The following is a 22,166-nucleotide window of genomic DNA, read 5'->3' on the forward strand; positions in this document are numbered from 1 at the left end:
GTGCTGCGGGTGATGACGTGGAACATCCGCACCGGCGGTCGGGATCGTGGCGGCCCCGGCCGGCTGGATCAGGTGGTCCAGGTCGTCAACGAGCAGGCACCTGATGTGCTGGCCCTCCAGGAGTTGCGCGGCTTCGACCGCGACGGGCTGATGGCAGGCGTGGCGGGCCGGGTGGGGATGACGCCCCACCTGGCCCGGTCCTGCTTCGGGCAGCCGGTGGCGGTGCTGGTCCGGCCTCCGTACCAGGTCGTCGACGCGGGCACGGTGCGCCGACCGTTCCACCACGGCGCGGCCCGCGTCGTGGTGGCCACCTCCGCCGGCCCGTTCACCGTGTTCGGCACCCACCTCTACCCGTATTCGGGGGGACGGCGGCGGATGGAGGTCGACTGGCTGGTCGCCGCGCTGCGGCGTACCCCCGGGCAGTTGGCGCTGATCGCCGGTGACCTCAACTCGCTCGACCCGACTGTCGACCACACCGCTCAACTGGCCGGCATGCCCGCCCTCTACCGGCGGCGGCACCTGCGCCGGGGCGGTGGCGCCGTGGACACCCGCGCGATCGCCCGGCTGCTCGCCGCCGACCTGGTCGACCTGTGGCCGTCGTGCAACGTCGGGGCACCGGAGGCTGACGGCCGCACCGTTCCGACGCGGTTCGGCGGGGCGGAGTTCGCCGGGATGCGGCTGGACTACCTGCTCGGCACCCGGGCGGTGGCGCAGCGGGCGGGGGAGTGCCGGGTGATCAGGGGCGCGACCGCGGACACCGCCTCGGACCACTACCCGTTGCTGACCACGCTCGACCTCGGCCCGGCCGCAACCGACACCTGAGGCATTGCGCGGACCGGTTACGGTGCCCACCGTGACCGACCGTCCCGTCGCCCACTCGCCGCTGCCCGGGCCGCCGAGCGCACACCGTGGCGCGCCAACGGCGGTGCGTCCGGCACCGTCGGCCGCGGACACGGCAGAGCCGGCCGCCGTCGCGCTCCCGCTCGTTGCGGCCGTCGCGCGGGGTGTGGCGCTGGTCGTGGTGCTCCCGGTACGCCTGCTCTGGGAGCTGATCGCGGCTGCCGGCCGGCTGGTGTACCGGAGCCTGCTCAGCCCCGTCGGCCGGTTCCTGCACCGGTGGCTGCTGTCCCCGCTGTCCTGGGCGCTGCACCGAGTCCTCTGGGTCCCGCTGGTCTGGTGCGCCCGCAACCTGATCTGGCTTCCGTTGCGCTGGGTGGCCCTGACCCTCGTCTGGCTCCCGCTGGTCCGGCTCGGGCGGGGCCTCGCGTGGGCGGCCCGCACCCTGATCTGGCAACCGCTGGTGTGGCTGGCGTACGGCATCGCCTGGGTTGCCGGCACGCTGGTCCGGGCGCCGCTGGTCTGGCTCGTCGAACGACTGGTCCTGCCGCCGCTGCGCTGGTTGGGCGCGGCGCTCGCCCCCGTCGGACGGCTGCTGTGGCGGGGCGTCGGCGTGCTCGCCGGGGCGGTGCGTGCCGCGCTCGTCGGGTTGGTCCGGGGGATCTGGTGGGTCGTCGTGGGGTTCGGCCGGCTGGTCGTCGCCGCGGTGGTGGGCGCGTGGTGGGCGGCCGGACGGGTGCTGCGACTGCTCCACCGCCTGCTGCTGCGCCCGCTCGGGCGTGGGCTGCGCTGGGTGTGGCGGCACACCGTGCTCCCGCTGGTGTGGGGTGTCCGGTGGGTCTGGTCGGTGACTGTCGTGCCGGTGGCACGCGGGCTCGGGGTGGCCTGGCGGGCCACCGTCGTACCGGTGGCCCGGTGGACCCGCCGCGCGGTGCTCGACCCGGCCCGGTTGGCCTCCCGGGAGGTGCTCAGCGCCCTGGGCCTGCGCCGCTGACCGTCGCGGCGCCCTGGCGCGGACGCCTCAGAGCACCAGGTTGAGCAGGACGGTCAGCACCACCGAGGCCACGATCGAGAAGAGGATCATCAGGAGGCAGCCGAGGCCACCGCCGAGCGGGCGGATCTCCATGTTGCCGAAGCGCATGAGCGTCACCTGTCCAGGAGTGCGGAATGAGGGGTGAGCAGGCGGCGGCACGCGTCCGCCACCTGGGTCGGGGCCGTCGTGACCACGTTGTGCGCGGCGCCGGGGACGACCACCAGGTCGGCGTCCGGCACCAGCCGGGCCGCTTCGTCCCGCCACGACGCCGGTACGACCGGGTCGCGCTCACCGGTCACGACGAGGGTCGGCGCGGTGACGCAGACGAGGTCCGCCTCGATCGCGTTGTGCACCGAGTGCGACAGCGTCGCGAGGACCCGCCAGGGCCGGGCGTTCCAGACGTCCCGGACCAGGATCGGCGCCTGCAACGGCGCTTCGCGCAGGCAGTCCACCAGCCACCGGCCGAACAGGGCCATGCGGGACCGCGCGGTCGGGTCACTGGTCGGCCCGGCCAACACCAGAGCGCGTACCGAGTCCGGGTGGTTCGCGGCGAGCGCGGCGGCCACCTCCGCGCCGAACGAGTGACCGAGCAGGCAGACCGGCGGCAGCCGGTACGCGGCGAGCCAGGCGGCCACGTGCTCGGCGTGAGCGGCCACGTCGTACGCGCCCCGGGGATGCTCGCTCAGCCCGAAGCCGGGCAGGTCCGGCACGTACACCGGGTGGGTGGGGGAGAGCGCGACGGCCAGCGCGGTGAGGTACCGGTGGGAGACCGCCAGGCCGTGCAGCAGCACCACGGGAGGCGCCCCGGTGCCCGGGTCGGCCCCGCGCCGGGTGTGGGTGCGCAGTCCGTCGACGAGCCGCCACTCGCTGGTCAGTCCTGCGGCCGGTCGGGGCGCGGCCATGCTGAGCCGCAGCTCGGCCACCCCGAAGCGGCCGGCGCGGGTGAGTCGGGTCGACCCGCGCGGCCGATGGATCACCGGTTGGCTCACAGCTCGCGCAACCGGGGAAGCAGTTGCTCCTGGGCCCAGTCCAGAAACATGGGCTGGGTCTCCCCACCGACCTGGATGATCGCCACGTGGGTGAAGCCGGCGTCGACGAACTTGCGGAACGCCTCCACGTGCGCGTCCACGTCCGGGCCGCAGGAGACGCCCTCGGCGACGTCCTCCTCCCGGACGAACTGGGTGGCGGCGGCGAAGGAGTCCGGCCCGGGCAGGTCGGCGTTGACCTTCCAACCCATCCCGAACCAGCGGAACTGGTCGTGCACGATCTTGCGACACTCCGCCTCGTCGGGGCCGTAGCAGATGGCCACCTGTCCGTAGCGGGGCTGACCTGCGCCACCGGCGTCGTCGTACATCTCGATGATGTGCCGGTCGGGTTCGGTGGAGATGATGCCGTTGCCGTACTCGGCGGCCAGCGTCGCGGACTGTCGACCGGACGCGGCGACGGCCATCGGCACCGGCCGCTCCGGCCGGTCCCAGATGTAGGCGTCGGGCACGTCGAAATGGTTGCCGGAGAAGGTCAGCGTCTCCCCGTTGAGCAACGGCCGGATGATCTGCAACGCCTCCTCGAACATCTCGTGGCGTTGCTGCACGTGCGGCCACCCGCCGACCACGTGCTCGTTCAGGTTCTCGCCCGCACCGAGGCCGAGGGTGAACCGGCCGTCGGAGAGCGCGCCGATCGTGCTGGCCTTCTGCGCCACGACGGCCGGGTGGTAGCGGCGGATCGGGCAGGTCACGAAGGACATCAGCTCCGCGCGGGAGGTGGCGTGGGCGACCGCGCCGAGCACCGACCAGGCGTACGGCGAGTGGCCCTGCGAATCCAGCCAGGGGTAGTAGTGGTCGGACATCACGAGCTGGTCGAAGCCGGCGGCCTCGGCGCGTACCGCATGGTCCACCAGTTGCTTGGGACCGGCCTGCTCGCCCATCAGGGTGTAACCGACGCTGACCATCCTGTATCCCCTCTCACCGACGGATCGTTCCCGGGATACCCAGGTCGGCGACGGTCAACCCTCCCGTCCGGTTCGGCGCCGGTGCTGCTTGACGGATTGCGGCGACCTGCCTACCGTCGTTCTTAACCGGTTAAGAGCCGGCTGTGGCGCACATCCTGTGGTGGGGATGATCGCACCGTGACGGCCCGCGTTCGCGTGGGCCGTTGCGGCTGTCTGGGCTCGGGCCTGCCTACTGAACCGGTTGCGGTGGTCAACCCATCGTCCTACGCTGATGTCTGCGCGCCGGGATCGGGCGCGGCTGCCGGGCTGCAGCCGCCTTCCCCTGTCACGTCCCACCCCTGTCGGGCACCGGGGGTCCTCCCTGAGGAAGGCCATGAAGACTCGACTCTCCGCCGTCGCGGCGGCCCTGCTCGCATTGCTCGTCGCGGTGTTGGCATTCGGCCAGCCGGCCCACGCCGCAGCTGGTTTCTCCGTCGCGAACGGCAGGTTGTACGACGCCAACGGCACCGAATTCATCATGCGCGGCGTCAACCACGCCCACACCTGGTATCCGCAGCAGACCAGCTCGTTCGCCGACGTCAAGGCGCTCGGCGCGAACACCGTGCGGGTGGTGCTCTCCAGCGGCGACCGGTGGACCCGTAACACCAACGCCGACGTCGCAAACGTCATCTCGACGTGCAAGGGCAACCGGTTGATCTGCGTGCTCGAGGTGCACGACACCACCGGGTACGGCGAGCAGAGTGGCGCCATCACTCTCGACCGCGCTGTCGACTACTGGCTCAGTCTCGCCGACGTCCTCGCCGGCCAGGAACGATTCGTCATCGTCAACATCGGCAACGAGCCGTACGGCAACCAGAACTACGCCTCCTGGGCCACCGACAACGCCAACGCGATCAAGCGCCTGCGTGCCGGCGGGCTGACCCACACGATCATGGTGGACGCGCCGAACTGGGGACAGGACTGGTCGTTCACCATGCGCGACAACGCCGCGTCGGTCTTCGCCGCTGACCCGGCCCGCAACACCGTCTTCTCCATCCACATGTACGGGGTCTTCGACACCGCCGCGGAGATCAGCGACTATCTGGGCCGTTTCCGCTCGGCGGGGCTGCCCATCGTGGTCGGTGAGTTCGGCTTCAACCACTCCGACGGTGACCCGGACGAGGACACCATCCTCGCCTACAGCCAGGCGAACGGGATCGGCTGGCTCGGTTGGTCGTGGAGTGGCAACGGCGGCGGGGTGGAGTATCTCGACCTGGCCACCTCGTTCAACCCGGCCAACCTGACCACCTGGGGTCAGCGGCTCTTCAACGGCGCCAACGGCATCCGGCAGACGGCCCGGGAGGCGAGCGTCTTCAGCAGTATGCCGCCGACCACCCCGCCGCCCACGACGCCTCCGCCGACCACGCCGCCCCCGACCACGCCTCCACCTGCGGGCGGCTGCACGGCGACCTACACGGTGACCGGCCAGTGGCAGGGCGGCTTCCAGGGTGAGGTGCGGGTGACCGCCGGCAGCGCCGCGATCACGGGCTGGACCACCCGGTGGACGTTCGCCAACGGCCAGAGCGTCAGCCAGACCTGGAGCGCGACAGTGACCAGCAGCGGGGCCACCGTGACCGCCCGCAACGTGGACTACAACGGCCGACTGGCCGCCGGTGCCAGCACCACCTTCGGATTCATCGGCGGCTGGACTGGCAGCAACGCCCGACCGGAGGTGAGCTGCACCGCCGGTTGACCAGGCACCACGCCGCGGTGGCCGGGTCCCGTGCGGACCCGGCCACCCTGTAGTGCAGCCGGCGGGCGCATAGCTCATGATGGATGAATTTCGCAAGATGCCAGGCTGTGGGATTCTCCACATTGATGGGGGACAGTGGGTTGCGAGATTGATCCCTAAGGTGAGCCTGCGGTTGCTTTCCGGTAACCGCTCAGCCCGCAGGGGCCACGGGGGTCCTTCATGTACGACTGTGCACAGTCGTGCCCACGATCGACGGGCACGACTCGCTTCACCACGCCCGGAGCCAGCGCGCCGCTCTCAGGAGCAGGCCAGTGAGCGCGGCACGGCGTGTCCTCGCCGCGCTCCGACGCACGTCGTCACTGACACCGGTACGCGCCGCGCAGCGTCCCTGCCTTCTGATCCAGAAAGGATCATTAGTGTCATCGTCTTATCGACGGCGAGCAGCCCAGGCAGGCCTGCTCGCGGCAACCCTGGTTGCGGGGCTGCTCCACGGTTCGTCGGCTCAGGCCGTGACCGGAGGGACGCCCGTCACCGACGGGGCGTTCGCCTTCGTCGCCAAGGTCGACGTCGGGTCGCTGGAGCGCTCGTGCAGCGGATCCCTGGTCGACCCCTGGTGGGTGCTCACCGCCAAGAGTTGCTTCAGCTTCAACGGTCAGGCCGTGGTCGCGGGCAAGCCGACAAAACCGACGACGGTCACCGTCGGGCGCCCCAACCTCACCGCGTCCGCGGGCGCGGTCGTTCCGGCCTTCCGGATCGTTCCGCACCCCGATCGTGACCTCGTCCTCGTGCGGTTGGCCCGCCGGGTCGACGTGACCCCGGTGGCACTGGGGGCCGCACCGACGGTCGGCGAGCAGCTCACCGGTGCCGGCTTCGGTCGTACGGCCAGTGCCTGGGTTCCCGATCAGTTGCACAGCGGCTCGTTCGGCGTCCAGGCGGTCGGGGCGTCCACCCTCAACATCCTGGGGAGCGGGCAGACCGGAATCTGCCGCGGCGACCTCGGCGGCCCCACCGTCCGGGTGGTGAGCGGCAAGCCGCAGCTCGTCGGTGTGCACTACAGCTCGTGGCAGGGTGGGTGCTTGGCCGAGACGGAGACTCGCCGCGACGCGGTGGACAGCCGGGTCGACGATCTCGCGCCGTGGTTCGCCGCGACCATGCCGCAGGGTGTGGCGACCGACGCTTACGAGGACGTCAACTTCCTGTACACGTACGACCCGGGGCAGGCCGCCCCGAACACCTTCCCGGCGACCTCGACGGGCGGGTTCACCGACCCGATCGGTTCGTGGAAGAGCACCGAGACGAGGTACAACCGGGACCGCGTCAAGGTCTTCAACGACGACTTCGACGGTGACGGCATCAAGGACGTCGCGGCATTGTCGACCGCCGCCGATGGCAGCTTCGCCATCGACACGTTCATCACCCAGGCGGACGGCAAGTACGGCGCGCCCATCCGTTCCTGGACGGCCGGGGCCAGCTGGGGTCACATCGGTGCCATGAAGATGGCCTCCGGCGACTTCAACGGTGACGGTCGAGCAGACCTGACCGCCTTCTACGGTTTCCAGTCCGGCAACGGCGACGAGGCGTGGATCAACTGGATCTCCCGACCGGACGGCGGCTTCGCCGCCCCGATCGAGGTGTGGCGCGCGTCAACCTTCGGCACCTGGGGTTTCACCTCCGTCTTCGCTGGCGACGTCAACGGGGACGGCCGGGCCGACGCCTCGCTCTTCTACCGCTACAGCACCGGGGCCATGTCGATCTTCACCTGGCCGGGTCAGGCGGACGGCAAGTTCGGCACCCCGTACACCTCCTGGTCCACCCCAGCGGACAAGCCGTTCTCCGCACTCTCCGAGATGAAGGTGATGGACGGCGACTTCAACGGCGACGGTCGCGGTGACGTGGCGGTCCTCAAGTATCGCGGTTTCAGCAGCACCAGCCTGCACACCTTCACGGCCAAGGCGGACGGAAACTTCAACGCGCCCGCGGATTCCTGGTCGTCGACCGACTTTGGCCACTTCGCCAGCATGAAGCTGGCCGCCGGCGACTACAACGGCGACAAGCGCGACGACCTGGCCGTCCTCTACAAGTACGCCGACGAGGGCCTCACCATGGGCACCTTTGCCTCGACCGCGAGTGGCGGCTTCAACGCGCCCGTCGGATCGTGGCTGAACCGGCCGCGCACCTTCGGCTGGTGGGTGAACATGAGGTTCGACGGCGAGTGATCACCTCTGCGTGACGGCGGTTCCCCCGCCTCCCCGATGGGAGGCGGGGGAACCCACCCGCCGTGCGGCGGGTCAATGCTCCCCGGTCAGGTTGACGATGACCACTCCGGCGATGATCAACGCGATGCCGGCGAGCTTTGCCAGTCCGACCGGCTCGTCCAGGAACACCGCCCCGATCGCCACGATGGTCGCCGTGCCCAAGCCCGACCAGAGGGCGTACGCGACGCCCACCGGGATCTCCTTGACGGCCTGGGCCAACAGGAGAAACGCCAACAGGTAACCGGTGATGCAACCCAGAGTCGGCCAGAGGCGGCTGAACCCGGCGGTGCTCTTGAGCAGGCTGGTTGCCAGCACCTCGGCGAGGATGGCAACCCCCAGCAATACGTACGCCATGCGTCCCCAGTTCTGACTGCTCGGCCGAAGTCGTCGTGGTCAGGCTAACGCCGGCGGGCGGGCCGCACCGGTGCCAGGACGTCGCCTGGTTCGGCCGCGAGCCGGGCCGCTCGCATGGTGAGGTAGCGCTGCTCGGGCAGGCTGCTCGTCCGCGCGGCGGCAGCCCGGTAGTCGACGATCGCCCGCTCGCGGTCACCGGCCATCTCGTGCCGACCGGCCCACGCGGCAACGCCCGGGTGACGAGGGCGACGCCCTCGGCGATCGCCGCCGCGTCCCAGCGGCCGCGGTCCTGGTCGGCCAGTGAGATCAGCTCGCCGGACGGCCCGGTCTGTGCCGGGCCGCGCGCCTCCTCGGTGCTCTCACCCTGAGGTAGAAGCAGCCAGCGCCGTTCTCGATACCCCGCCCGAAGAATCTCCAGAATCTTTTCAGTCGACGGCGTCGACCTCCAGCACCAGGCTCTGCTCCGGGTGCAGCGCGGGCAGTTGGACACCCATCCGGGCCAGTGCGGCGCCGCTCAGGACGACGCCGCCCGCGAGCCGGCCCGGCGCGGACCGGTCGATGCTCGCCGGCGCCGGCACGTCGGATGCCGGCCGCACCCGGTAACGGCGGTCCGGGTCCAGGCCCGGCAGCCGGACGGGGCCGGGGTACGGCGTGGCGGAGGTGGCCAGCCGCGCCACCGCGTACACCGCTCGGGTGCCGTCGTGGTCGATGACGCCGTGCGCCCAGACGGCCGGGTCGGGGTGATCGACCCGGACCACCCGGCCAGCGTGCAGCAGCGGGCGCAGCCGCTTGTGCAGTGCCACCCAGGCAGCCAGTTCGGTCTGCTCCTCGGTGCTGATCGAGGCGATGTCCCACTCGATGCCGTGGTGTCCGAAGAGCGCGGTGGCCGCCCGGAATCCGAGGTCGTGCACGCGGTTGGTGGTGTGCGACCGCTCCGGGCCGATGTGCGTGCCGATCAGCTCCGGCGGCAGCAGCAGGCCCGTCCAGCGCTGGATGCTGAGCCGTTCCAGGGCGTCGTTGCAGTCGCTGGCCCAGACCCGGTCGGTGCGCGCCAGGATGGCCAGGTCCACCCGGGCCCCGCCGGACGAGCAGCTCTCGATCTCCACACCCGGGTGGAGGCTGCGCAACTCGTCGAAGAGCCGGTAGACCGCCAGGGTCTGCCCGTGCACCCCCGGGTGGCCGTGGTGCCCGGCCTCGGTGAGGTCCCGGTTCTGGTCCCACTTGAGATAGCTGATGCCGGGGTGTTCGGTGAGCAGCGCGTGGAGCCGGTCCCGCACGTGGTCGTACGCCTCCGGGCGGCCCAGGTCGAGCACCTGCTGGTTGCGCCAGGACGGCGGCAGTCGTCCCGGTACGGCCAACAGCCAGTCGGGGTGCGCGCGGAACAGGTCGGAGTCGGGGTTGACCATCTCCGGCTCCACCCAGAGACCGAACTGGAGGCCCCGGCCGGTCACGTGGTCGATCAGCGGTTGCAGGCCGTCGGGCCAGACACCCTCGTCGACGTACCAGTCGCCGAGGCCGGCGGTGTCGTCGCGCCGACCGCGGAACCAACCGTCGTCGAGCACGAACCGCTCCACGCCGATCTGGGCGGCCCGGTCGGCGAGGGCCCGCAGCCGGTCCAGGTCGTGGTCGAAGTAGACCGCCTCCCAGACGTTGAGGGTCACCGGGCGGGGGGAGCGCGGGTGCCCGGGCCGGGCCCGCAGGTGCGTGTGCAGCACGTCGCTGAGCCCGTCCAGCCCGGTGTCGGACCAGACCGCGTAGAGCAACGGTGACTCGTACGACTCGCCGGGGCCGAGCCGGATCTCACCGGGGGTGAGCAGCTCGCCGCCACCGAGGGTCGACTCGCCGGTGGGCCGGCGCTCGGCGAAGGTGACGTGGTCGCCGCTCCACGCGGTGTGCACAGCCCACACCTCGCCGTGGCCGAAACCGAACCCGGCGGTGCCCGCCACCAGCAGCAGTGTGGCGTCGTGACCGGTGCGACCGTGTCGACCCTCGCGCACCCAGGCGCCCTGCTGCCACCGGTGCCGCTGCGGGGACCGTTCCCGGCACCACCGGCCGGTCAGGTCGAGCAGCTCGGTGGCGACCGCCGGCACCGGCAGCACCGGCGTCAGCTCCCGTAGCTCGTACGCCGTGTCACCGTCGTTGCGCAGCCGGTGCCGGACGGTCAGCAGGCCGTGCGGGTCGAGCATGATCTCGCTGGTCAGGGTCAGCCCGGCGGCCGGGTCCGACGCCCGCACGGTCAGCAGCGCCCCGCCGGGCCCGTCGTGCCCACCGTCGTCCGGGAGTACGCCCACCGCCTCGCCGCCCGCGGCCAGGTGGCCTGGGTCGGTGCGGGTGTCACGCACGTCCAACCCGTCGAGGCGGAAAGAGGTGGACCAGTCCCGTCCGTCGCGGTGCCCGGCCAGACCCGGGCGGCCACTCCAGCCCGCACTCGCTTCCGGCAGCAGCGACAGCACGGGCGGCTCGTCGAAGCTGCTCGGCACCACCGGCGGCACTGTCGCGTCCACGAGCTGGCGCAGGCCGTCGTCGTCGAGGTCGCCGACGTCGCCGCCCCAGTGCACGACCCGGGGCAGCCCCGGGCCGCGCGCGTCGAGCACCAGGCTGGTCCGCGCGCGGCGCAGGTGCAGGATCGTCATCCCTTTGAGGCTCCCAAGGTCAGGCCCCGGACGAAGTGCCGCTGGAGCATAAAGAAGATCACCAGGGTGGGGATCGCGACGAGCACGCTGCCCGCCGAGACGAGGTTGTTGTCGGTGAAGAACTCGCCGCGCAGGTTGTTCAGCGAGCTGGTCACCGGGAACTTGTCGCCGGTGCGCATCAGGACGGTGGCCCAGAAGAACTCGTTGTAGATCCAGGTCACCTCCAGCGTCGCCAGCGCGGCCAGGGCCGGCCGGCACAGTGGCATGGTGACCTGCCAGTACTGCCGCCAGATGCTCGCCCCGTCGACCATCGCCGCCTCGTACAGGTCGCGCGGTAGCGCCTTCATGTAGTTGCTGAGCACGAAGACGCAGAATCCACACTGGAAGGCGACGTTGATCAGGATCAGGCCCCAGTAGCTGTCGTACAGCAGCTCCGAGTCGCTCATGAACTCCGGCAGTGGCACCTCGGTGAACACCCGGAACAGTGGGATGAGCAGTGCCTGCTGGGGCAGCAGGTTGGCCGCGGTGAACACCCCGAGCAGCACGATGTTGAGCTTCCAACTGAACCGGGCGATCACGAACGCCACGCAGGAGGCGAGGAAGAGGGTCAGCAGCACGGCCGGCACGGTGATGTACACCGAGTTGAGGAAGTGCTGACCGAACTCCGCCGTCTGCCAGGCGGTGACGTAGTTGTCGAAGGTCCAGCCGCCGAACGAGACGTAGCCGTTGGCGGCGGTGTAGTCGTACGAGCGCAGCGAGGTCAGCACCGCCCAGGCGATCGGGAAGAGCCAGACCAGCGCGACGACGATGAGGAAGCCGTGCAGCAACAGCCGCAGCGGGGTCAGCTTGCGGCGGCGCGGCGGCGCCTCGGGCTCACCCTCGGTACGCCGGGTGACGGTCGCGGTGCTCATTCCCGGTTCTCCCTCATCACGGTCGCCAGGTAGATGGTGATGAAGACCAGCGAGACGATCAGCATGATCGTCGCCAGTGCCGAGCCGAACCCGATCCGGCTCGCCTCACCCACCACGTTCTGGGTGACCAGCGCCGAGATCAGCTCCAACCCGTTGCGGCCCTTGTTGACCACCCAGACCAGGTCGAACGCGCGCAGCGACTCGATCACCGTCACCACCAGCACGATGATGTTGATCGGCCGCAGCACCGGGAAGACGACCCGGAAGAAGGTGCGGCTCTCCGAGGCGCCGTCGACCGCCGCGGCCTCCCGCAACGACGGGTCGACGCCCTTCAGCCCGGCCAGGTAGAGCAGCATGATGTACCCGACGTGCCGCCAGCCGGAGGCGACCATGACCGCCCAGATGTTGACGCTGGAGTCGCCGTACCAGTCGATGTTGCTGCCGAACACCGCGTTGATCAGGCCCTGGTCGCGGGAGTACAGCAGTTGCCAGACGAAGCCGATGAGCGCCAGCGAGAGCACCACCGGCAGGTAGAGCGCGGTCTGGTAGAAGCGGCTGCCGCTCAGCTCCTTGTCGAGCAGGACAGCCAGGAACATGCCGAACGGGGTGGCGATCACGAACAGGACCGCCAACCACAGCAGGTTGTGCTGGACCGCCGGCACGAACGGCGGATAGTTGTTCACCACGTCGCTGTAGTTGCGGGCGCCGATGAACTCGATTTCGTTGAGGGGGCCGATGCCGTCCCAGTTGGTCCCGGAGAGCAGCACGGTGGCCGCCGCCGGCAGCCAAACGAACCCGGTTACGAGCAGCAGCGGGACGAGCACCATCAGCGTGATGACCACGCGGTCGGTGCGGGACAGGAGCCGTAGCCGCCGACGACGGCCACGACCACCCGTGGAGGTGGTCGCGGCCGGCGGCGGCACGGCGCGATCCGCTTGGATCAGGGGCAGGTCGGACACGATGTCCTCCCCTTTCCGCCGTCAGTCAGTGAAGATCGACTTTTTCTGGTTCTCGATGGACGAGGTGAGCCCGCTGATGTCCTTGGGGTTCTTGATGAACTGCTGGATCGCCGGGATGATCACCGTCGAGGCGAAGTCCGGCCGGGTGTCGCGGTCGAGGAACTGGGCGATCTCGGTGGCCGAGCCGACCAGCTCGGCGGCCTTCTTCTGCAACGCGGTGTAGCCGCTGACGTCGGCGCCGCTGTTGGCGACGAGGGTGGCCGGGTCGTTCTTCACCGTGATGTTCGCGGCGTCCTTGCCGCCCACGTACTCCAGCAGCTTCCTGGCGTTGGCCTCGTTCTTGGGCTTGCGGGCCATCATGTAGCCGTCGATCGGCGCGTCCAGAGCCTTGGCCCCGATCGCCGGGTCGATCTCGGGGAAGGTGAAGAAGTCGAGGTCGCTCTGCTCCTCGTTGCTGAACTGCTGGCCGACGAAGAGGCCGAGCAGGTACATGCCGCTCTTCTTCTGCTGAAGCGACTGCGCCGCCTCCTGCCAGGTGCGGCCGAGGCTGTCCGGCTGGTGCAGGGGGAGCAGACCGGCCCAGGTGTCGAAGACCTTCTTGACCTTGTCGGAGGTCCAGGCCTCCTTGCCGGCCATCAGGTCGATGTGGAACTGGTAGCCGTTGATCCGCAGGTTGAGGATGTCGAAGGTGCCCATCGCCGGCCAGCCGTCCTTGTCGGCGAACGCGATCGGGATGAGGCCGTCCCTCTTCATCTGCGCGCTGAGCGCGGTGAGCTGGTCCAGGGTCGTGGGCACCTGGTAGCCGTACTGCTGCCACACCGACTTGCGGTAGAACATCGCCCACGGGTAGTAGGACGAGGGCACGAAGTACTGCTTGCCGTCGTCCCCGGTGGACGCCTTCCTGAAGGCGTCGGAGAAGCCGGAGAGCTTGCCCCACACGTCGCTGATGTCGTTGGCCAGGCCCTTGGCGGCGAAGAAGCGCATCCGGTAGCCGGCGAACCACATGTAGACGTCGTCCGGCTTGCCCTGCAGGTAGTTGTTGATGTTCTCCTGGTACGTGTTGTGGTCGACCGTGTTGATCGCCGGCGTGATGCCGGACGCGGTCTTGAACCCGTCCATGACCTTGGCGGTGACGTCCTTGGGCTTCGGGTCGGACTGGTTCGAGCCGACTGACACGTCCTTCGAGTCGGATCCGGAACCGGAGTCGTCGCCGCAGCCGGCGAGCAGGCCGGTGCCGAGCAGCGCGCCGGTGCCGGCAGCGCCGGCCAGCAGGGAGCGTCGGTTGAGGCCGGCAACCGAGGGTGGTACGAGTCGAGCCAGGTACTCGGCTTGGGATTGGGGACGGGACATCTGTGCCTCCTGCTGGTGAAGAGGTGCTACGCCCAAGGGTCATCAGGGTGGTGAAGGCAGAGCGGCCGTCGTGGTCAGTGATCGGGATTCACCGAGAACCCACATTGACGAACACGAACGGCCATTGGGGGCTCAAAGTACCGCTCCGACGGGCGCTGTCAAGAGGGCGTTCCGCCTCCGCTAACCCAGTTGTGATATGGCTGTTACGAGGTAAACGTTGGAAAAAAGTCCATGTTGGAACCTGTTGACTTGCGTGTCCGGGCCGGTGCACCCTCAGCTCTCATGCGGCGATGGCAGGGTGACGGCATCTATTTCGGCGGCGACTACAACCCCGAGCAGTGGCCCCAGCAGACCTGGTCCGAGGACGTCGAGCTGATGCGCCAGGCCGGGGTCAACCTGGTCTCTGTCGGCATCTTCTCCTGGGCCCTGCTGGAGCCCACGCCGGGCCGGCTCGAGTTCGGATGGTTGGACCGGGTGCTGGACCTGCTGCACGACGGCGGCATCCAGGTCGACCTCGCCACCGCCACCGCCAGCCCACCGCCGTGGCTGGCCCGCGCGCACCCGGAGACGTTGCCCCGCCGCGCCGACGGCGCGATCCTCTGGCCGGGTGGACGGCAGGCGTACTGCCCCAGCTCGCCGGTGTTCCGGCAGCGGTCGCTGGAGCTGGTGCGAGCGGTCGCCGGCCGGTACGCCGAGCATCCGGCCGTGGTGATGTGGCACGTCTCCAACGAGTTGGGCTGCCACAACGTGCACTGCTACTGCGACGTCAGCGCCGAGGCGTTCCGTGGCTGGCTGCGGGCGCGCTACGGCGACCTGGACCGGCTCAACGACGCCTGGGGCACCGCGTTCTGGAGCCAGCGCTACGGCGACTGGGCCGAGATCAACCCGCCGCGTACCGCGCCGACCTTCGCCAACCCCACACAGCAACTCGACTTCCTGCGCTTCTCCTCGGACGAGCAGCGCGCCCAGCTGCGCGCCGAACGGGAGGTGCTGCGGACGTTGGTCCAGCAGCCGGTCACCACCAACTTCATGATCGGCATGGGCGTCAAGCACATGGACTACCACTCCTGGGCCGACGACGTGGACCTCGTCTCCAACGACCACTACCTGACCGCCGCCGACCAGCAGGCGCATCTCGGGCTGGCGCTCGCCGCCGACCACACCCGGGGCGTCGCCGGCGGTGACCCGTGGCTGCTCATGGAGCACTCCACCAGCGCGGTCAACTGGCAGCCGCGCAACGTGGCCAAACTGCCCGGTCAGCTGCGCCGCAACAGCCTGGCGCACGTCGCCCGGGGCGCGGACGGCGTGCTGTTCTTCCAGTGGCGCGCCTCCCGGGCCGGCGCCGAGAAGTTCCACTCCGCGCTGGTGCCGCACGCCGGACCGGACACCAAGGTGTTCCGCGAGGTCTGCCAGCTCGGCGCGGACCTGAAGGCGCTGGCCGAGGTACGCGGCAGTCGGGTGGACGCCGACGTGGCGATCCTGTTCGACTGGGAGGCGTGGTGGGCGGTCGAGTTGGATTCGCGCCCCAGCGTCGACGTCACGTACGCCGACCGGCTGGGTGCCCTCCACGGGGCGCTGTGGCGGGCCGGCGTGACCGCCGACATCGTCCACCCGTCGGCGGACCTCAGCGGCTACCGACTGGTCCTGGCACCGACCCTCTACCTGGTGCGGGACGCCGACGTCGAGGCGCTGCACCGCTACGTCGAGGACGGTGGCACCGCCGCTGTCACCTACTTCAGCGGCATCGTCGACGCGAACGACCACATCCGGCTGGGCGGTTACCCGGGCGCGTTCCGTGAGCTGCTCGGCGTACGGACCGAGGAGTTCTTCCCGCTGCGGGAGGGCGAACAGGTCCGGCTCGACGACGGGAGCACCGCGGATGTGTGGACCGAGTGGCTGCACCCCGAGGGCGCCGAGGTGCTGGCGTCGTACACCGATGGGCCCCTGCCGGGTGTGCCGGCGCTGACCCGGCACCGGGTCGGCGACGGCGCCGCCTGGTATGTCGGCACCCGGCTGGACGAACCGGCCACCGACCGGTTGGTCGCCCGACTCGTCGACGAGGCCGGCGTCCGCCCGGCCGCGCCAGCACCGTCCGGTGTGGAGGTCGTCCGTCGACGCGACGGCGACCGGAGCTGGCTGTTCGTCATCAACCACACCGGTGCCGAGGTGCGGCTCCCGGTGCAGGGCACGGAGTTGCTGACCGGGGCGCGCTGCGCCGGTGAGCTGACCCTGCCGGCCGGTGAGGTGGCGGTCGTCCGGGAGGATCGGGCCGACGACCCGGCCTGAACCCGGCTACAGCCACGGCACGAAGGAGGTTCCCCAGATGCTCGCCCAGCAGCGGCAGACCGCCATCCTCGATCTGATCCGCCAACGCGGCGGCGTGCGGGTCAGCCACCTGGTCAGTCGGTTCGGTGTCTCCGACATGACGATCCGGCGCGACCTGGAGGTGCTGGCCGAGCGCGGTCTGGTGGACAAGGTGCACGGCGGCGCGACGCTCGCCGGGCCGGGTTCGGCCGAGGAGCCGGGCTTCGCGGCGAAGTCGATCCGCCAGCGGGCGGAGAAGCGGGCCATCGCCGAGCGCGCGGCGCGGATGGTGGAGCCGGGCATGGCCATCGCGCTCTCCGCGGGCACCACCACCGCCGCGCTGGCCACCCTGCTCTCCGACGTACGCGGGCTGACCGTGGTGACCAACTCCATCCCGGTGGCCGACGCGCTCTACCAGAATCCCCGCGCCGACCAGACTGTCGTGTTGACCGGTGGCATCCGCACCCCGTCGGACGCGTTGACCGGGCCGGTGGCCGAGGCGGCGATCAGCGCGCTCAACGTCGACCTGCTCTTCCTCGGTGTGCATGGGCTCAGCCCCCGCACCGGGCTCACCACGCCGAACCTGCTGGAGGCCGGGGTCAACCGCTGCCTGATCGGCGCTGCGCGCCGGCTCGTGGTGCTCGCCGACCACACCAAGTGGGAGATCATCGGCATCGCCACCATCGCGCCGCTGGAGGCCGCCGACGTGCTGATCACCGACCGCGGCTTGCCGGCGGAGGCGCGTGCCGCGATCGGCGAGCAGGTCGGCGAGCTGGTGGTCGTGGAGGTCGGTTAGACGCCCGACGTCACCCTCAGACCGTGATCGACTCGGCTTCATGGATACCGGGGTGTCCCGGTCACTCGGACACCCCGGTTTCCGGGAACCCGAGTTGATCACGGCGAAAACGGCTCAGCCGTCGACCACCTGGCGTGGCACCATCCGGCGGTGAAGTCGGATGAGGTGGCGGAGTTGTTCGACCAGGCGGTGCAGCGGCTTCGTTCTGTCATCGAGTCGGGCGACTCCGACGACGGCTCTGACCTGCTTCGCCGGGCCGCCGACTCGGGGGCGGCGGCCGTCGGGCTGGCTGTCGGCAGACTCTCGGATCCCGACCGTGTGGTTCGGGCGGCGGCCTGCGACCTGCTCGGCGCGACGAGCAGCCTGCACATGGACCTGCGCGAAAAGGTGGCGACCGCCCTGATCCTGTTGGCGGCGCACGAGTCCGACCCCGAGGTGCACTGGTCGGTCGCGCGTGCCCTCGGCGACACCTTCGACGCGCGAGCCCTGCCGACCCTGGTGGCCCTCGCGGGCAGCCCCGACGCTGACGTGCGTTTCCAGGTCGCGGTAGCGGTGCCGGCGGTGCTCGATGATCCTCCGGAAGCGGCCGGCGAGGCGGTGTTGATCGACCTGTGCGCCGATTCCGAACCGGAGGTCCGGGAATGGGCCACCTTCGGCCTGGGCTGGGTGAGCACCGCGGACGGCGATGCCGTCCGGCAGGCGCTGTGGGACCGTACCCAGGACACCCACCCGGAGGTACGCGCGGAGGGCGCGCGGGGGTTGGCGCGACGACGGGACCCCAGGGCGCTTCCCCTGGTCCGCGACCTGCTCGCGCAGGACGAGGTCCACAGGTTCACCTTTCAGGCCGCCGCCTACCTGGCTGACCCGTCGCTGCTGCCACTGCTGGACGGCTTCGATCCCGGCGTGGACGCTGTCGCCGAGGCGCTTCGCGAGTGCGACCCGCTGCTCCGCGCCCAGCGTGACGAGTCGGCGTGGTTGCTTCTGCATGCGGTCCACAGGCGTCGACCCGACCTGGAGGTCGCGGTCTTCGGCGAGCGGTGCGATCTCGGCCTCTACCTCGACGTCACCGACGACGCGGACCTGTCCGGCCACTGTTGGGTCGACGGGTTGCTCAGGCGGGCCGGGAACGACCCCGAGCGTGCGGCCGACCTGGTGATCGCAGACGTCACCTCGGCGTGAGCCGCGATCGGCGATGATCGACTCTACCGCGCCGATGCGGCGGTATACCGGCCGCCGGGCACCGCCACATCGCCGATCTGGCGAGCGAGGCCCCGCACGGCGCGAGGCCCAGCGCCGACACGCGCGTCCCCGCGCACTTCACAGCCACCTCACAGGGGTGCTGGATAGGGTGCCGTTCGAGTCAACGTCCGACTCCAGCCTGGAGCGGTCGGCGTCGCACAGGAGTTTCGATGGTCTTCAAGAAGATGTTGAGCGCGTTCGGTGTCGGCGGTCCCAGTGTGGACACCGTGCTGACCAACCCCAACACCCGGCCCGGCCTGACCCTCGACGGGCAGGTCAACCTCGTCGGCGGCGACGCCGAGGCAGCCATCGAGCAGGTGGTGATCGGGCTGGTCACCCGTGTCGAGGTCGAAGGACACGACACCGAGTACGCGGGCACGATGGAGTTCCACCGGATGGCGGTCAGCGGTGCGCTCCAGCTCGCCCCGAAGCAGCAGCTCTCCATCCCGTTCCAACTGCCGGTGCCGTGGGAGACCCCGATCACCGACGTGTACGGCCAGCGCCTGCACGGGATGACGATGGGCCTGCGCACCGAGCTGGCGATCGCCCGCGCCGTCGACAAGAGCGACCTGGACCAGGTCGCCGTGCACCCGTTGCCGGTGCACGAGCGGATCCTGGAGGCGTTCCAGCGGCTCGGTTTCCGGTTCAAGCACGCCGACCTGGAGCGGGGCCACATCCGTGGTGTCCAGCAGACGTTGCCGTTCTACCAGGAGATCGAGTTCTTCGCCTCCCCGCAGTACGCGAACACGATCCGGGAGGTCGAGTTGACCTTCGTGACCAGTCAGCGCGGCGTGGAGGTCATCCTGGAGTGCGACAAGCGCGGCGGGTTCCTCAGCGCCGGGCACGACGCCTTCGGCCGCTACCAGGTGTCGCACACCGACGCCGACCGGGTGGACTGGGCGCAGGTCGTCGACGGCTGGCTGCGCGAGACCACGTCCCGCTACGGCAGCCTCCGCTCCCAGTACGGCCCGAGCCACGGTCACAGCCGGGGGCACGGGATGGGCGGCATGGTGGCCGGTGCGGCCCTCGGTGTCGCGGGCGGCATGATCGCCGGCGAGATGATCGAGGATGCGTTCGAGGGCGACTTCGGTGGCGATTTCGGCGGCGACGAGTAGTCGTCTACACGCGACGGTGGCCTCCGGGAGGTTCTCCCGGAGGCCACCGTGCGCTGTGTTCGTGCTACCCGCTTAGTGGCGGGCCTTGCGCTCGTCGCCGCTGCGCCAGGCGCTGCCGGCCTTGGCCAGACCCCGGCTACCGAGGTAGCCCAGCGTCAGCAGGGTGATCAGGAACCAGGCGTTGTCGGCCCGGAAGATGTCCACCCCGGCGGAGTTCTTTCCAACGACCTGCGACGCGCCCAGTACGGCGGCCACCGCGATCAGGTAGATCCAGAACTCGGTGGTCTTGAACGCCTGCTTGGTTTCCGTACCAGGTGCCTGCATGTCGTTGCGACGGCCGTCGTGCATGACCGGCATCTGCTGCGTCGACGTGTTCTGCATCGACGCCGGGTTCTGCGGGTCGTTCATCGGCCGGTTCATCGGCCGGGTGGAAGCAGCCTGCGTGCTCATCTGGTCCTCCTCAGGATGCGATGAGTCGTACCTGCATTCCCTCGCCCCGCTACCGCGTTTCGGCCACGGCACGGTTCGCATTCGTGGCGGGGACAACCCCCGACTACCCGAGGCCCGGGAGCAGGTAACACCGATCGCCGGCCGGAAAAATCCGGCCGGCGATCAGGTGGGCCGCCGTGTCAGCGCAGGCCGTTGCGGATCGCGACGCTCACCAACAGGTCCGGGTCGTCGGTGATGATGCCGTCGACACCGAGGTCGATCACCCGCTGCATGACCGTGGCGTCGTCAACGGTGTACGGGATCACCTTCAGGTCGTCGCGCGTCTGAAGGGTCCGGACGTCCGGTCCGTGGAAGTACGCCGGGTTCTCCCGCAGGTACCAGTCCGCCGAGGCGACAGTGCGCTGCTTCGGGTCGTGCACCTGCCAGTTGGCCGAGACCGTGCCCGCACCGGCGGCCCGGGTCAGCTTGCCCAGGTCCTGGTGCTTCCACCAGTCCAGTCCACCGGTCCACGGGCTCTTCACCGACGGGTTCCCGTACACCGCCTGCAACGAGCACTCGTCGGCGAGGGAAGTGCACTCGGCCGGGCCGTACTGCCAGACCAGCGCGACAGTCCCGATCCGCCGGTCGAGCTGCCGCGCGTACGTGATGGTGCGCCAGTCGAACGACTGGATGGTGGCCCGGTTGGTGAAGCCGGCGCGCTGGATGGCGTCGACGAGCTTGCGGGTGAAGCTGCGGTACGGCTCGGTGTCGTTCACCACCGGGCTGATCTTCGTCTCGATGTTCATCCCGATGTCGGTGCGACCACTCGCCTTCACCAGGGCGAAGACCTCGTCCAGGGTCGGGATCCGGGCACCCGGCGTGGGCACCTGCGCGGGCAGCTCGGGCAGCGTCCTCGTGCCGCAGTCGACGGTCTTGAGCTGCGCCAGGGTCAGTTCGTGCACCGGCTTGCCGACGTACGGGAACGAGGGGTCACCGCGGCGCACCGGTGCCGTGTCGACGCAGTGCGAACCGTTGACGGTGCGGTCGTGCAGCACCACGAGCTTGCCGTCGGCGGTCACGCCGGTGTCCAGCTCCAGCGTGGAGATCGCCCGGTTGGACAACGCGTTCGAGAAGGCCGGCAGGGTGTTCTCCGGCCGGGTGGCCCGACCGCCTCGGTGCGCCTGGATGTCGAACGGCGCCGCGTACGCCTTCGGCAGCCGGTAGCCGCGCTGCGCCAGCAGGCCACGCAACCGGTCCGGGTAGTCGGTGATCATGCCGTCCACGCCGTCGTCGATCAGCTTGGCCATGGTCGGCACGTCGTCGACGGTCCACGGGATCACCTTGATCCCGTAGCGGTGTGCCTGGGCGACCATCTCCCTGGTGACGTACGGCTGGTAGCCGGGGTCGGTGACAGTGCCGTTCTGCGGGAAGCCGTGCACCGGTGAGAAGGCACTCGCGCCGAAGCTGCGGATCGCCCTGATCGGGTCGCCGCCGAAGTCGTCGATGTCCAGCCCGCCCAGCCACGGCGAGGCGCCCGGCTGTCCGGTCTGCAGGAAGTCGTAGTTGGTCAGGGCGACCAGCGGCAACTTCGGTTCGACCTGGCGCATGCGCATCAGCGCGCCCCAGTCGAAGCTCTGGATGGTGACCTGCTTGAGCAGCCCGGCGGCGCGGATCTCGGCCGCGGTGACCCGGACGAACTGGTCGCGGGGCGCGGTCTCGGTCGGCGCGCCCGCCTCCACCTTGGTCTCGACGTTGAGCTTCACGTCCTTCGCCCGGTAGCGGTTGACCAGTGCGAAGACCTCACGCAGCAACGGCATCCGGGCACCCGGGACGGCGAGCTGGCCGGGCTTGTCGGGCAGGGTCTTCGAGCCGCAGTCGAGCGAGCGCACCTGGGCCACGGTGAGCGTGTTGACGTACTTCCCGACGTACGGGAACTCCGGGTCGCCGGGCGTCACCGGGGCGGTGTCGACGCACTTGGCGCCACTGATCTTCCGGTCGTGGGTGACGACGGCCTGACCGTCCTCGGTGATCTGCACGTCCAGTTCGAGGGTGGTCACCCCGAGCTGGAGGGCGTTGCCGAAGGAGGCGAGGGTGTTCTCCACCCGCAGCCCGAGGCCGCCCCGGTGGGCCTGCACGTCGAATGTCCGGTCCGGTCGCGGTTTCGCCTGGGCGGGCACCGCGAACCCGGTCGTCACCGTCGCGGCCACCAGGGCCGCGACGGCGGTACGGCGTACTGTGCGCACGCTGTCATCCCCTCTGCCGGCGGGCATC

18 protein-coding genes and 2 pseudogenes are annotated in these 22,166 nt (G+C 70.1%); 8 read left to right on the forward strand and 12 right to left on the reverse strand.

Annotated features, from left to right (window positions below):
- A complete protein-coding gene (locus HNR22_RS27600) occupies positions 1–822 on the forward strand; it encodes an endonuclease/exonuclease/phosphatase family protein (protein WP_179782805.1) in 822 nt (273 codons plus the stop codon).
- A gap of 31 nt (positions 823–853) precedes the next feature.
- Positions 854–1,831 carry a hypothetical protein gene (locus HNR22_RS27605; protein WP_179782806.1) on the forward strand — a complete coding sequence of 326 codons (978 nt, stop codon included), beginning with the start codon at positions 854–856 and terminating at the stop codon, positions 1,829–1,831.
- 27 nt (positions 1,832–1,858) lie between these two features.
- Here HNR22_RS27605 and HNR22_RS31770 read toward each other — a convergent pair whose 3' ends face one another.
- Genes HNR22_RS31770 through HNR22_RS27615 form a run of 3 tightly spaced genes read right to left on the reverse strand, consistent with a single transcriptional unit; the run spans position 1,859 to position 3,818 of the window.
- Positions 1,859–1,987, reverse strand: coding sequence for a hypothetical protein (locus tag HNR22_RS31770; RefSeq protein WP_281374388.1), 129 nt, complete (start codon positions 1,985–1,987; stop codon positions 1,859–1,861).
- On the reverse strand, positions 1,984–2,847 hold the full coding sequence (locus HNR22_RS27610) for an alpha/beta fold hydrolase (protein WP_343059989.1): 864 nt from the start codon (positions 2,845–2,847) through the stop codon (positions 1,984–1,986). The genes HNR22_RS31770 and HNR22_RS27610 overlap by 4 nt, the downstream gene beginning before the upstream one ends.
- Before the next feature lie 8 nt (positions 2,848–2,855).
- Positions 2,856–3,818 (reverse strand): TIGR03557 family F420-dependent LLM class oxidoreductase, encoded by a 963-nt coding sequence (locus HNR22_RS27615; protein WP_141908426.1) that lies wholly within the window; start codon positions 3,816–3,818, stop codon positions 2,856–2,858.
- A gap of 373 nt (positions 3,819–4,191) precedes the next feature.
- On the opposite strand from HNR22_RS27615, the gene HNR22_RS27620 reads away from it, so the two are divergent.
- Together HNR22_RS27620 and HNR22_RS27625 are read left to right on the forward strand one after the other, a co-directional pair.
- On the forward strand, positions 4,192–5,550 hold the full coding sequence (locus HNR22_RS27620; RefSeq protein WP_179782807.1) for a cellulase family glycosylhydrolase: 1,359 nt from the start codon (positions 4,192–4,194) through the stop codon (positions 5,548–5,550).
- A gap of 509 nt (positions 5,551–6,059) precedes the next feature.
- Complete coding sequence (locus tag HNR22_RS27625; protein WP_179782808.1) at positions 6,060–7,766, forward strand: FG-GAP-like repeat-containing protein; 1,707 nt, start codon at positions 6,060–6,062, stop codon at positions 7,764–7,766.
- A 72-nt stretch (positions 7,767–7,838) separates the two neighbouring features.
- Here the strand turns inward: HNR22_RS27625 and HNR22_RS27630 are convergent.
- The 7 genes and pseudogenes from HNR22_RS27630 to HNR22_RS27655 form a co-directional block, all read right to left on the reverse strand.
- Positions 7,839–8,171 (reverse strand): annotated as a pseudogene (locus tag HNR22_RS27630) (DMT family transporter); the annotation flags it as partial.
- A gap of 32 nt (positions 8,172–8,203) precedes the next feature.
- A complete protein-coding gene (locus HNR22_RS27635) occupies positions 8,204–8,362 on the reverse strand; it encodes a hypothetical protein (protein ID WP_179782810.1) in 159 nt (52 codons plus the stop codon).
- Between the two features lie 83 nt (positions 8,363–8,445).
- Positions 8,446–8,649: pseudogene (locus HNR22_RS32080) on the reverse strand (hypothetical protein); the annotation flags it as partial.
- The gene (locus HNR22_RS27640) at positions 8,585–10,792 is read right to left on the reverse strand and encodes an alpha-galactosidase (protein ID WP_179782811.1); all 2,208 of its coding nucleotides are present in this window, start codon (positions 10,790–10,792) and stop codon (positions 8,585–8,587) included. The pseudogene HNR22_RS32080 and the gene HNR22_RS27640, both read right to left, overlap by 65 nt.
- Positions 10,789–11,703 carry a carbohydrate ABC transporter permease gene (locus HNR22_RS27645; RefSeq protein ID WP_179782812.1) on the reverse strand — a complete coding sequence of 305 codons (915 nt, stop codon included), beginning with the start codon at positions 11,701–11,703 and terminating at the stop codon, positions 10,789–10,791. The genes HNR22_RS27640 and HNR22_RS27645 overlap by 4 nt, the downstream gene beginning before the upstream one ends.
- Positions 11,700–12,662 (reverse strand): ABC transporter permease subunit, encoded by a 963-nt coding sequence (locus HNR22_RS27650; protein ID WP_179782813.1) that lies wholly within the window; start codon positions 12,660–12,662, stop codon positions 11,700–11,702. The genes HNR22_RS27645 and HNR22_RS27650 overlap by 4 nt, the downstream gene beginning before the upstream one ends.
- Before the next feature lie 21 nt (positions 12,663–12,683).
- Positions 12,684–14,012 carry an ABC transporter substrate-binding protein gene (locus tag HNR22_RS27655; RefSeq protein ID WP_179782814.1) on the reverse strand — a complete coding sequence of 443 codons (1,329 nt, stop codon included), beginning with the start codon at positions 14,010–14,012 and terminating at the stop codon, positions 12,684–12,686.
- A gap of 282 nt (positions 14,013–14,294) precedes the next feature.
- On the opposite strand from HNR22_RS27655, the gene HNR22_RS27660 reads away from it, so the two are divergent.
- From HNR22_RS27660 to HNR22_RS27675, 4 genes are all read left to right on the forward strand, one after another.
- Positions 14,295–16,298 (forward strand): beta-galactosidase, encoded by a 2,004-nt coding sequence (locus tag HNR22_RS27660; protein WP_179782815.1) that lies wholly within the window; start codon positions 14,295–14,297, stop codon positions 16,296–16,298.
- 37 nt (positions 16,299–16,335) lie between these two features.
- Entirely contained in the window at positions 16,336–17,112 is a 777-nt protein-coding gene (locus HNR22_RS27665; RefSeq protein ID WP_179782816.1) for a DeoR/GlpR family DNA-binding transcription regulator, read from the forward strand.
- 150 nt (positions 17,113–17,262) lie between these two features.
- Positions 17,263–18,291, forward strand: coding sequence for a HEAT repeat domain-containing protein (locus tag HNR22_RS27670; protein WP_179782817.1), 1,029 nt, complete (start codon positions 17,263–17,265; stop codon positions 18,289–18,291).
- A 230-nt stretch (positions 18,292–18,521) separates the two neighbouring features.
- Positions 18,522–19,466: a sporulation protein gene (locus HNR22_RS27675; protein WP_179782818.1), complete on the forward strand. Its 945-nt coding sequence runs from the start codon at positions 18,522–18,524 to the stop codon at positions 19,464–19,466.
- A gap of 72 nt (positions 19,467–19,538) precedes the next feature.
- Here the strand turns inward: HNR22_RS27675 and HNR22_RS27680 are convergent, their stop codons facing one another.
- Positions 19,539–19,823 (reverse strand): hypothetical protein, encoded by a 285-nt coding sequence (locus HNR22_RS27680; RefSeq protein WP_425488115.1) that lies wholly within the window; start codon positions 19,821–19,823, stop codon positions 19,539–19,541.
- A gap of 272 nt (positions 19,824–20,095) precedes the next feature.
- Positions 20,096–22,138, reverse strand: coding sequence for a glycerophosphodiester phosphodiesterase family protein (locus HNR22_RS31525; protein ID WP_179782820.1), 2,043 nt, complete (start codon positions 22,136–22,138; stop codon positions 20,096–20,098).
- Positions 22,139–22,166 lie beyond the last annotated feature (28 nt).

The sequence above is a fragment of the Micromonospora jinlongensis genome (assembly GCF_013410645.1).
GTDB classification, from domain to species: Bacteria; Actinomycetota; Actinomycetes; order Mycobacteriales; family Micromonosporaceae; genus Micromonospora; species Micromonospora zamorensis.